The sequence below is a fragment of the Candidatus Gracilibacteria bacterium genome, from assembly GCA_041658685.1.
Lineage (GTDB): Bacteria > Patescibacteriota > Gracilibacteria > UBA1369 > UBA12473 > JBAZZS01.
This window is the reverse complement of the sequence record JBAZZS010000001.1, coordinates 337,159-349,206: the sequence shown is the minus strand read 5'-3', so window position 1 is coordinate 349,206 and position 12,048 is coordinate 337,159. Positions and strand designations below refer to the sequence as shown.

The window sequence follows — 12,048 nt, the reverse complement described above, 5'->3', positions numbered from 1 at the left end:
GTCATTCTCCCCTTTTCCGCAAGACTTTCTCTGTAGGCTTTTACCCCTGTCTCGTGTTATAATAATCGGAATTTAAAAAAGACTTCTTAATCTCTCATCTAAAAATTATGGAAAAAGACAATCGTTTTGAACGCTTTACCAAAGAGGCCAAACAAGCCCTTATTGTTGCACAAGATGTTGCTAAAAAAACAGCAACCAATTATGTGGGAACCGAACATATTCTTCTCGGGATTTTAAGCCAACCGAATTCGCTCGGCGCTTCCATCCTTATGAATTTTGGGGTGTCCATCGACAATGTGAATTTGGTGTTAAAAAGCGTGGGACGCACCGCGGGAACCGCCAAGGGAACCTCTCAAGGCGGAGGACTCAGCGGATTTGCCAAAAAAGTGATTGAAGATGCCATCAAATGCGCTCAAGACCACAGTCATATGTTTGTGGGCACTGAACACTTGCTTCACGCCTTGGTTCGCCAAGACAACACTGCGGCCACCGTGATTCTCGAGAACATGAAAGTTCGCCCCAAAGACATTCAAACTGAAATCGAAGCCGCGTTTGAAACCTTAAAACGCGGAGCAAAACCCGGACAAATGCCAATGGGCCCCGGAGGCGCGATGCCCGGAGCCATGGGACAAGGCAATCCTCTTGAATTCCTTTTGAGCGGGTTGCAAGGGGTGATTCAAGGAGGAGACAAAGAATCCTACATGAAAACCTCGACCAAACCCGGCCAAAAAGGCTCCAAAACCCCGGCCCTCGACTATTTCACCGAAGACTTGGTGGCCAAGTGCCGCGCAGGCAAAATGGACCCCATTATCGGCCGTGCCAAAGAGATCGAACGCGTGATCAGCATCCTTCAACGCAAAACCAAAAATAATCCGGTGATCATCGGAGAACCCGGTGTTGGAAAAACCGCAGTGGTGGAAGGCCTTGCCCACGCCATTGTAAAAGAAAATGTACCGGATACCATGGTGGACAAACGCGTTTTATGTCTTTCAATGGCTTCTGTGGTTGCGGGAACCAAATACCGTGGGGAATTCGAAGAACGCCTCAAACAAATCATTGACGAAGCGTCTTCTCAAGAAAATGTTATCCTTTTCATTGATGAATTACACACGGTTGTAGGGGCCGGATCCGCGGAAGGCAGTCTTGACGCCGCCAACATTTTGAAACCCGCTCTTTCTCGAGGGAATCTTCGTGTGATTGGCGCCACAACGACGAATGAATTTCGTAAGCAAATTGAAAACGATGCGGCACTCGAACGCCGTTTTCAACCCGTGGTAGTGGAAGAACCGTCTGAAGAAGAAACCCTTCAAATTCTCAAAGGACTCCGCACTTCATTTGAAGATCATCACAACTTGGTGATTACGGATGAAGCCTTGGAAGCCTCGGTTCGCTTATCCAAACGCTATGTCAACGATCGATTCCTTCCGGATAAAGCCATCGATCTCATGGATGAAGCCGCGTCCCTCAAAGGCATGCAGGCTAAAAATCTCAAACAAGATCTCGTTAAACATCAAAAAGAACTCAATGCCATCATTCAACAAAAAGAAGAAGCGGTTTCAAAACAAGATTATGAAAAAGCCGCGGAACTCCGTACTGAAGAATTGACATTGATGGAAAAAGTCGAAGAAGCGCGAAAAATTAAAGTTCCAAAAGAACTCCGTGGGAAAATCGATGCCGAAGATATTGCTGCGGTGCTCTCAAAAGCTACCGGAGTCCCCGTTACCAAGCTTTTAAAAGATGACATCGCTCGTCTTAAAAATCTTGAAACCCTCCTCAGTCAGCACATTGTTGGGCAAAAAGAAGCCATCGAAGCCGTGGCTAAAGCCATTCGTCGATCTCGTGTCGGGGTTTCCCGCCCGAGTCGTCCGATCGCTTCCTTTATTTTTATGGGACCCACCGGAGTTGGGAAAACCGAGCTCGTGAAAACCATTGCCAAAGAAATTTACAACGATGAAGACGCGCTGATTAAAATCGATATGAGTGAATTCATGGAACGCCATAATGTCTCCCGTTTGGTGGGAACCACGGCCGGTTATGTGGGTTACGAAGAAGGTGGCCAACTCACTAAAATGATTCGAAGCAAACCTTATTCTGTGGTGCTTTTGGATGAAATTGAAAAAGCCCATCCCGAAGTCATGAACATCCTTTTGCAAATTTTGGAGGATGGGGTTTTGACGGATGGAAAAGGGAAAAAAGTCGACTTTAGAAATACCATTTTGATCATGACTTCCAACATTGGCGCTCGTCAACTCACCGAGTCTGCGGGACCCATTGGATTCTCGTTGGAAGCGGATGAACTCAAGCGCGCCGAAGGTGCCTTTAAGAATAAAAAAGAAGACATCATGCGTGAGCTCAAGGATCAATTCCGTCCCGAATTTTTAAATCGTGTCGATAAAATTGTTGTATTTGAAGCTTTAACGCACGACAACATCAAAGCCATTGTCAAACTTCTTGTCGCTGATCTTGAAAAACGGCTCGAAATCAAGAAATTGAAGCTCCAACTGTCTGCCGGTGCCCTCGATTACCTCGCCAAACTCGGGTATGACCCGGATTATGGCGCTCGCCCGGCCCGCCGCGTGATTCAGGATCATGTAGAAGATGTGTTGGCCGAAGCCTTACTCGAAGGCACATTTAAAGAAGGAGACACCATTAAAATTGTAAAAAAGGGAGAGGAGCTGGTGCTGAAGAAATAAAGCTTATTTTTTTCAAAGAGGAGCGGGTATTCTCTCGATCGCATGGGGAGAACCTGCTCGGATACATGATCCTCGCAGAACCTCCCTTGAAAAAATGCGATCTCAAAAACACCCACTCCTCTTTGCTCTGAAAAAGCATTTGACTTCCCCTGAACCTCTCCTTATAATCACTTCGTTTTCCGCTCTCTCAGGGTAAAACAGGAAGAAAGCCCCTGAAGATTCGCGGATTTTATTTTTTCAGCCTTTCTTCCGCCCTTATTTTTATGACCACGACTGCTGCACAATTCATCCCCATGGATGAACTTTTAAAAGATTCCCCGAAACTCCTGAGCCCAAAGCCCGGAGAATTGGTGGAAGGAAAATTGGTTTTGATTTCCCGCAACCGTATCTTGATTGATATTGGTGGAGTCAAAGTCGGAATCATTTCCGGCCGTGAAACCCGAGACAGTGCGGATACGTTAAAAACCATTCAACCCGGCGACAAAATTCTCGCCTGTGTCATCGATCCTGAAAATGAAGAAGGATTTGTGGTTCTTTCTCTCCGAAAAGCCAGCCAAGAACGTGCTTGGGATAACTTCTCCAAAGCGTTTGAAAAGAATGAAGTCATCAGTGTTAAACCCATTGAAGCCAATAAAGGAGGTCTTCTTCTTGAAGTGGATGGCATCAAAGGATTTATTCCAGTTTCTCAATTAGCCCCTCTCCACTATCCTCGTGTGAATGGAGCGGATGCCAATTTGATTTTGCAAAAATTGAAACTTCTCATTGGACAATCCTTGCAGGTTAAAATCATCAATATTGATAAGGAAAATGGCAAATTGATCCTTTCTGAACGCGCCGCCTTCCAAGAAGAACGCCAAAGCGCTCTCAAACAAATTAAGGTGGGCGAAGCGGTTTCTGGCCGCATCAGCGGTGTGGTTAAATTTGGTATTTTCGTGGCCTTTGCCGGATTGGAAGGATTGGTCCATATTTCCGAAATCGCTTGGGGTCATGTTAAGAATCCGTCCGACTACGGAAAAGTAGGCGATGAAGTGCAGGTGAAGATCATTGGCGTGGATGGCGACAAGATTTCCCTCAGTATGAAGCAATTGATGGCAGATCCTTGGGCTGCGGCAGCCAAGACCTTTGAGGTCGGTAGCGTGGTGGAAGGAGAAATCAATCGTTTGGCTCCTTTCGGCGCTTTCATGAAGCTCACCGAGGATATCAACGGCTTGATCCATCTTTCCGAAATGACGACTGAAGCCGGCGATCCCGTGAATGATCCTGCGGATGCACTTAAGGTTGGAGATAAGGTCAAAGCCAAGATCATCGACATCAATCTTGAGGAACACCGCATTGGTCTCAGCTTGAAAGCCCTCAATGAAAAAGCAACGGCCAAAGCTGAAGCCCGAAAAGAAGAAAAGAAATCCAAAGAAGAAGCTCGAGCCAAGAAAGAAAAGGAAGAGAAAGAGGAAAAGGGTGAGGAAGAAGCCGCGTAATAAAAAATTAGGGCAGGATGTCTTTTTTATTTTTATGCCACATCCAAAAGAAGAACCTATTCGCACTTGCATCGGATGTTTTAAGAAAAGTCCTCAAACCGAGCTGATCCGGATTGTGCGTTTACCGAATAAAAAGGTGGTTTTGGATCGATCGACCTTGCTCGACTCGGATGAGAAAGGACCGCGACCTGCGGGGCGCAGTGTTTATTTGTGCCAAGATCTCGCTTGCTTTACCAAAGCCGCAAAGGGCCATAAGAATAAAAATGCGTTTCAAGGACGATTGCATGTGCCGGTGAATACCGAAATGTTGGAAAATTTACGTACTCAGATTTTCGACAAAAAATAATATGGAAGACATCCTTATTGGTCTCAATTCGGCACAACGGGAAGCGGTGACTCATGGAGAGGGGCCGCTCCTGATTATTGCAGGGGCCGGAACCGGAAAAACGCGGGTGCTCACGCATCGGATTTTGCATCTCATCCAGACCGGAGCGGCCCGATCCGAACAAATTTTGGCTCTGACGTTTACGGAAAAAGCCACACGAGAAATGCAGGAACGCCTCGATGTCCTGCTCCCCTACGGCTACACCGAACTTTGGGTTAAAACGTTTCATGGGTTTTGCGACTCGGTTTTGCGCGAACGCGGGCTCGAAATCGGGCTCGACACGGATTATCAACTTTTGCCTCAAGCGGATTTTGTGCTTTTCCTGAAGGAGCATGTTTTTGAATTTGATCTCCATTATTATCGTCCTCTCGGCTCCCCTCTCAAGTTTTTGAATGCTTTGGCCGATCATTTTGGGAATCTGCGAGACGAACGAATTCTTCCTCAAGCCTTTCTCGATTATGCCGAGAACCAGGTTAAAGAAGCGGAAAATCAAGATCCGGCAACTCAAGAATCCGCACAAAAAATCCTCGAAGTGGCGCATGCTTATGCTTATTACGACAAACTCGTTTTAAAGGCCGGGGTTTTGGATTTTGCGAGTTTGCATTTTTTAACACTTCAACTATTTGAACAACATCCGAGCGTTCTCAAGGAATACCAGGAACGTTTTAAATATATTTTGGTGGACGAATTTCAAGATACAAACACGGCCCAAAATCGCTTGGTCGGTTTTTTGGCGCAAGAGCATCACAACCTCATGGTGGTGGGAGACGATGATCAATGTATTTACAAATGGCGAGGGGCTTCGTTGTCGAATATTTTGCACTTTGAGCATAATTTTCCGCATTCCAAAAAGATTGTTTTGACGGAAAATTACCGCTCCACTCAGCCGCTTCTCGACATGAGTTATGCGGTGATTCAAAACAACAATCCGTTCCGGTTGGAGATCAAGGAAAATATTTCAAAAAAATTGATTGCGAAATCGACTTCCACAGATACGGAGAAGCCGTTGCTTGTGCATTTTTCACATTATCAAGATGAGGCCGCGTTTGTCATCGATCGGATTCAAAAAACGCTAAAAAAAGATTCGGCTAAAACGTGTGCGGATTTTGCTATTTTAGTGAGAGCGTCTTCCCATGCCGCTCCTTTTATTGAGGCCTTGAATCGTGCTGGACTCCCCTATCATTTTTCAGGAGGGCAAAGCCTTTATTCCAGATCTGAGATTAAAGATTTGATGGCTCTTTTGCGAAGTCTAACCAATCCGTTGGATGACATTGCCTTGCTTCGTGTGCTTTCGCTCTCAATTTTCAATTTTGAACCGGATTCTTTGCTTGCTTTTCTGGTGGAAGCGAAAAAGAAAGCGCTTTCTTTATTTGAATTTCTGAAAAAAACGAAAGAAACTCCAGATCTGTTTACTGCAGGAAATGATCAGGCGCCGCTCCCCTCTTTTTTCCATTTGTTTTCCAAGCTTCAATCTCTACTCCAAAAGTCCCAGGTAAGCGTGATTTTAGGTACCTTTTTGCGTGAATCCGGGTATCTCGACCGCCTTCAAGCCGAAGAATCGCAGGAAAATCAGGAGAAAGTTGCCGCGCTCGCGTCGTTTTCTAATGTGATCAAGCAATTTGAAGAAACGCATCCCTCAGCCCGAATTCTGGAATGCCTCGACTACTTGGATGCACGTGAAGCCATTGGCGATCGTTCGAGTGGGATTTCGGAGGAATTAGCGGATTCGAATACCGTAAAAGTCATGACCGTGCATGCGGCCAAAGGGCTCGAGTTTGATACCGTGTTTTTGGTGGATTTGGTGGCGAGACGCTTTCCGTCCGGATCTCGGTCTGATCCGTTTGAAATTCCGGAAACACTTTTAGAAGACCCGCTTGAAGATCCTTCTTCTCATGAACATGAGGAACGTCGTCTTTTTTATGTGGCTGCGACTCGTGCCAAGAATCATCTTTTTCTCACCTACAGCGATCATTATGAAGGAAAATCAACCTGGAAAATGTCGAATTTTCTCAAAGAAGCACTGGATGCCAAAACCGTGACTGCGATCGAGGCCTCGGCGTTGCCCGAACCTGTTGCCCCCTTGCCTCCGGCCCCGGAACAAAAGCCCGAATTTTCCGATCATTCCCCCCTCAAACTCACCCGCGCCTCGGCCCCGCTTCGCTTCAGTTACAGCCAAATCGACTCGTACGATCGATGCCCGCTTCAATATAAATTCCGCTATCTGTTTAAAATCGCGGTTCCTCCTGCACACAGTGCCAATTTTGGGACCAGTGTGCACCATGCGTTGAATCTTTTTTATCGCGATTTGAAAACCGGCAAAAAACCCGAGCTTGTGAATTTGCTCGCGCTTTACGAGAAGCATTGGATCCCTTCCGGCTATCTCAACCGCACGCATCACGATGCACGCAAACAGGAAGGCCGCGAGATCTTGGAACAATTTTTTAACACCCAACAAGCGGTGGGCTGGGTGATCCCGGAACTCTTGGAGCAACCGTTCACGTTGGGCGTAGGACCCCAACTTCTCTTAACCGGTCGTATCGATCGCATTGATCGCCTCGCGGACGGCACTTATGAGGTTATCGATTACAAAACCGGAGAACTCAAGGATTCTGTTGAAAAAGACCTCAAAAACAATCTGCAACTTTCCATTTATGCCCTGGCCTGCGACCGCGTGTATCACTTGCCCGTGAGCCGCTATTCTCTCTATTTTCTTAAGGCGAACCAAAAAATCAGCACCACGCGCGACGCCAAACAACTCGAAAAAGCCCAAGAAAAGTTAGTGGACTTCGCGGAAACTTTAAAAACCTCCTCGTTCCCGGCCAAACCCGTTCCTCAAATCTGCACCTACTGCGATTATCGGATTCTTTGTAATAAGGCCAAGGTTTAGCAAAAAATTCTTATTGTTCTATTTTTTCTGAGGTCGACAAAATGCTTTTGGTCACCGCGGTCCGGTCGCTCCAGCGGCGACCGTCCGCTATGCCTCGCGCCAATCGTTTCGCTTTACGAAAACCAAGCCGATTGGCGCTCCGGAATTGTCCAAAAGCACCTTGCCGACCTCATTCATTTGCACAAAGCTATAAAAAAACTCCTCAAGGAGACGCAAAAACCTCATCGGAAACCAAGGTCACTCCATAATAAGATTATTATTGTGGAATGAAAGGAAAGAACTTTAAGTATGGGCAGACCAACTCTCAAAATCCATGTCCTCTATAACCTTTATTCAAGGGGATGAGCCCTCAAAAGAAGATTACACCCTGCGTCCAAACCTTCCATGCCGGTGATCAAAGCCCGAACCGGAACAGAGAATTCAGTCGAAAGAACAAAACGTCGGGAAACCTTATCCATCGACCGATGCAGGTGTTAAGCGTGCCCTTAAGGAGGAATCTGCAGAGTAAACTCAAACAAAAACAGTAAAAATCTACTCAACAGGTTTCTCCTTAAGAACTTGAATTGTGAAGGAACTTTTTGATCCTCTATTTTTTGTGGATCGTATAATTGTATCACGTCTAACTTAGTACGTCAAGCGCGATTTTCCAGGTCACATGTAAAATTTCCTCTTTTTATCTTAAAGCGAACTCCGTAAGATAATTATATGGATTTCACCGGACTCATTATTGGCGTTGTGATCGCGTCTGTGGCCTTTTACTTCTTGGGCGGATTTTTAAAAAAGCGCCAGGAGCCGGGGGCTCAAACCGCCGAGCAATTGAATGAACAGATTCGCCAACAGTTCATGGGAAACATGAAAATGATGCTGGATCAGCTCAATACGCTTTCTACTCGAGTGGATCAGCGACTCAAGGAAGGCGTGGAAATGACGGATCGCACCCATCGCAACATTGGAGAACGACTCGATAACGCGGCCAAGGCCGTGAACACGGTTCAAAGCAAGCTCGCGGAACTTACAGAGGGCACCAAACGTATTTTTGATATTGGAAAAGATATTCGAGGGCTTCAGGAAATCCTGCAAGCGCCGAAGCTTAGAGGAAGCCTTGGAGAGCTTTTTCTCGGGGATCTTCTCTCTCAAATTTTTCCCAAAGAAAATTTTTCACTTCAATATAAATTTAAAAGTGGCGCGGTCGTGGATGCCGTGATTCAACTTCGCGATCAAATGAAAGTGCCGGTGGATGCCAAATTTCCGCTTGAAAATTTTAAGCGAATTCTCGAGACCGAAAACGATGAATCTCGCAAAAAAGCGCAAAAAGTATTTTTCTCGGATGTGAAAAAACACGTGGATGCCATTGCTTCGAAATACATTCTTCCGGATGAAGGAACGTTTGATTTTGCCCTCATGTATATCCCGGCGGAAAATGTTTATTATGAGGTGATTGTGAAAGACCAAGACGATCAAAGTGTGAGCCAATATGCGCTGTCGAAGCGCGTGATTCCGGTGTCCCCCAACAGTTTTTACATTTATTTACAGGCGATTTTATTGGGCCTTCGCGGATTGCAAATCGAACAAGGCGCCAAAGGAATTTTGGCAACCTTGGGGCGGCTCAATAATGATTTTGAAAAATTCGGACGGGATTTTGAACTTGTGGGAACCCATCTCGGGCGCGCGGGCAATAGTTATTCAGACTCCGAACGTCACCTCGCTCGATTTAAGGATAAATTGACGAGCTTGAGCGATCAAACACCAACGACGGAGGTGAAGGAGATTGAGGAAGTTTAGACGGTCACTTCAGGTTGAGATGAATGCCTTAAACTTCTAATGCATTTTGATCCGGCTCCTATTTTGTGTTTTCTTAAAAAAACAGCCGCGTCTCCGTCGGTGACTCCTAATTTTCCTGTATGGATTCCAACAATAGCCACATTCGATAATAGGAATGACCCATCACTTTGACGTCCGGCTAAAACAGCGCACGGAGCCATTCTAAATACAGCCATAAATTCATCATTGAGACCTGTCTCTGCCAAAAGTGAAAAACCTCTAGACTCCAAATAGTCTCTAGCTTCTTTTTGCGTTCTAAAACTCATTGAATTCAAATAATCTACCTCGGTTTCTCGGCTTCTAAATACGGCGGTTAATAACTCTTTGTTTTCTTTTATTCCTTTCAATACTTCAAGTCCACTCTTAACCTCGACTGCTTCCCTATCATGGTCAGGGCTAAATTCCATTTTTACGCTTTCAGTTCCCTCCAGTTTATTCGGTTTTCCAATATTGATAAATCTTTCCATAATAGTAAAAATTAAATTTTAAGCGCATAAATTAGCACATTCCGGATTTTATGCAAGCCCTTTTACTTTCAGATCACTTTTTCTTTTCTTTTCTGTAATCTTCCATTACACTGATCGCGCTATGGCTCTAACGGTTACACAATTCGCAAAAAAAATGGGGCTTACCCCTGATAAATTGCGTGCTCGCAGTGCGGCGCTCGGTTTTGATATTGATCCCAAGACCAAAAACATGGATGTGGATTTGATGGCGCTTCTCGAAGAAGAATTCAAAAAAGAGATGGAAGATACGGCGGACGCTTATGATGAAAAGATCGCTCAACAGATGCACAAAGAGATCGTAAAGACGCAACGCAAACAAAAAGCGGGCAAACATGCCGTGGTGACTAAAACCGCAACCCAAACAGAAATTTCGGAAGAAGCTCCTCGTAAGCCGGGAGAGGCCATCGAACTTCCGGATGTTATTTCCGTGAAAGAATTTTCGGAAAAATTAAGGTTAAGCCCGGTACGCGTGATCGGAGAACTGATGAAAAACGGTATTTTGGCCAACATCAATCAACAAATCGATTATGAAACCGCAAACATCATTGCTGGAGATTTCGGGATTAAAACAGCTCGACGTCGTTCCACAGGTTCTTCGGAAGATATTTTAAAAGGCGATCTTGAAAAACTCCTTCATGAAGATGATGTTTCCGTGCTCAAGGAACGGCCCCCGGTGGTAACGGTCATGGGCCATGTCGATCATGGAAAAACTCAACTTCTCGATACGATTCGCAACACTCATGTGGTGGCTTCCGAATCCGGTGGCATCACGCAACACATCGGCGCTTATCAAGTGGTCAAAAACGGCCATAAAATCACTTTTCTCGATACTCCCGGACATGAAGCGTTTTCCGCGATGCGCGCCCGTGGCGCTCGTGTGACCGACATTGTGATTTTGGTGGTGGCTGCGGATGAAGGGGTCAAACCTCAAACGCTTGAAGCCCTCAATCACGCCAAAGAAGCCGGGGTTCCGATCATTGTGGCCATCAATAAAATGGACAAACCCGGAGCCAATCCGGATAAAGTAAAACGAGAACTCAGCGAACACGGACTTCTCCCCGAAGACTGGAGCGGCGATACCATTATGGTGCCGGTTTCCGCACTCAAAAAAGAAGGCATTGATAAATTGCTTGAAATGGTGCTTGTGGTGGCTGAAATCCAAAACCTCAAAGCCAATCCAAATCGCCCGGCGGTTGGAACCGTGGTGGAAGCTCATCTGGATCCCAATTTCGGGCCTGTGGCTACCATTCTTATCAATACCGGAACGCTTCACGTGTCGGATCCCATTGTTGTGGGAGCCACGCACGGCCGAGTAAAATTACTTCGAGATCATCAAGGAAAGCGTTTGCAAGCCATCGGGCCCTCGGATGTGGCGCAGATGGTGGGAATGAGCTCAACTCCTCAAGCCGGAGATATGCTTCAAGTCACTAAAAACGAACGGGAAGGACGTCAAAAAGCCGAGGAAATTCACGAATTGGTCCAAGAAGGAAAAATGCACGGCATGGGAATCGGTCTCGGTGAAATTGTGGAACAAATTAAAGTCGGACAACTTAAAACCGTTAAAGTCGTTATTAAAGCCGATACCAAAGGTTCGCTCGAAGCGATTCAGGAAAGCATTGCCAAGGAGCTTAAATCCGCGGACGTGGCGGTCAAAGTCATTCACTCCGGAGTTGGAAATATTTCCGAATCCGATGTGACCATGGCGGCGGCCAGTCGCGGAATGGTGATCGGATTCCATACCGAAGTTCCGACGCAAGTCTCTCGTTTAGCAGATCGTCTGCACACCGAGGTTGCGGTGTATAAGATCATTTATGAACTTCTCGGCGATCTTAAAAAGATCTTATCCGGATTATTGGAACCGGAAATCATTCTTGTTGAACTCGGGAACGCTCAGGTGTTGAAAATTTTCTATACCGGCAAAGGAGAAATGGTGGCCGGATGCAAAATCCGAGACGGAAAAGCCGCGGTTCGGGCCAAAGTTCGCGTCAAACGAAATCATGAACTCTTGGGAGAAGGGGAAATTACAGGGCTTAAACTCGTGAATGAAGATTTGAAAGAAATTGAAAAAGGCAACGAATGCGGCATTCGATTTAAAGGAAAAATTCAACTCGAAGAAGGCGATGTTTTGGAGATTTATAAATACGAAACCAAACACAGAACGCTGTAACAGACACGTAGCGAAGCGGAGTGTCCGACCCCCGCATTTCAATTTTTACCAGAGAGGATCGGGTATTCCCTCGGTCGCATGGGGAGAACCTGCTCGGATCATGATCCTCGCAGA

Annotated in this window: 8 protein-coding genes; 6 read left to right on the top strand and 2 right to left on the bottom strand. The window is 46.0% G+C overall.

Annotated elements, in window-relative coordinates; all coding sequences use genetic code 25:
* Nucleotides 1–107 precede the first annotated feature (107 nt).
* The 4 genes from WC882_01375 to WC882_01360 all read left to right on the top strand — a co-directional run bounded on the left by WC882_01375 (nt 108) and on the right by WC882_01360 (nt 7,440).
* Nucleotides 108–2,693 (top strand): ATP-dependent Clp protease ATP-binding subunit, encoded by a 2,586-nt coding sequence (locus WC882_01375; GenBank protein MFA5842314.1) that lies wholly within the window; start codon nt 108–110, stop codon nt 2,691–2,693.
* 263 nt (nt 2,694–2,956) lie between these two features.
* The gene (locus WC882_01370) at nt 2,957–4,168 is read left to right on the top strand and encodes a S1 RNA-binding domain-containing protein (GenBank protein ID MFA5842313.1); all 1,212 of its coding nucleotides are present in this window, start codon (nt 2,957–2,959) and stop codon (nt 4,166–4,168) included.
* A 34-nt stretch (nt 4,169–4,202) separates the two neighbouring features.
* The gene (locus tag WC882_01365; protein ID MFA5842312.1) at nt 4,203–4,514 is read left to right on the top strand and encodes a YlxR family protein; all 312 of its coding nucleotides are present in this window, start codon (nt 4,203–4,205) and stop codon (nt 4,512–4,514) included.
* 1 nt (nt 4,515) lies between these two features.
* On the top strand, nt 4,516–7,440 hold the full coding sequence (locus WC882_01360; protein MFA5842311.1) for a UvrD-helicase domain-containing protein: 2,925 nt from the start codon (nt 4,516–4,518) through the stop codon (nt 7,438–7,440).
* 329 nt (nt 7,441–7,769) lie between these two features.
* Here the strand turns inward: WC882_01360 and WC882_01355 are convergent, their stop codons facing one another.
* Complete coding sequence (locus tag WC882_01355) at nt 7,770–7,898, bottom strand: hypothetical protein (GenBank protein ID MFA5842310.1); 129 nt, start codon at nt 7,896–7,898, stop codon at nt 7,770–7,772.
* A 247-nt stretch (nt 7,899–8,145) separates the two neighbouring features.
* Here WC882_01355 and WC882_01350 point away from each other — a divergent pair, with 247 nt between their 5' ends.
* Complete coding sequence (locus WC882_01350) at nt 8,146–9,222, top strand: DNA recombination protein RmuC (protein MFA5842309.1); 1,077 nt, start codon at nt 8,146–8,148, stop codon at nt 9,220–9,222.
* Here WC882_01350 and WC882_01345 read toward each other — a convergent pair.
* Nucleotides 9,219–9,728, bottom strand: a complete 510-nt coding sequence (locus tag WC882_01345) for a hypothetical protein (protein MFA5842308.1) — start codon at nt 9,726–9,728, stop codon at nt 9,219–9,221. The genes WC882_01350 and WC882_01345 overlap by 4 nt on opposite strands.
* Before the next feature lie 121 nt (nt 9,729–9,849).
* Here WC882_01345 and infB point away from each other — a divergent pair, with 121 nt between their 5' ends.
* Nucleotides 9,850–11,934 carry a translation initiation factor IF-2 gene (gene infB, locus WC882_01340; GenBank protein MFA5842307.1) on the top strand — a complete coding sequence of 695 codons (2,085 nt, stop codon included), beginning with the start codon at nt 9,850–9,852 and terminating at the stop codon, nt 11,932–11,934.
* The last annotated feature ends 114 nt before the right edge of the window (nt 11,935–12,048 follow it).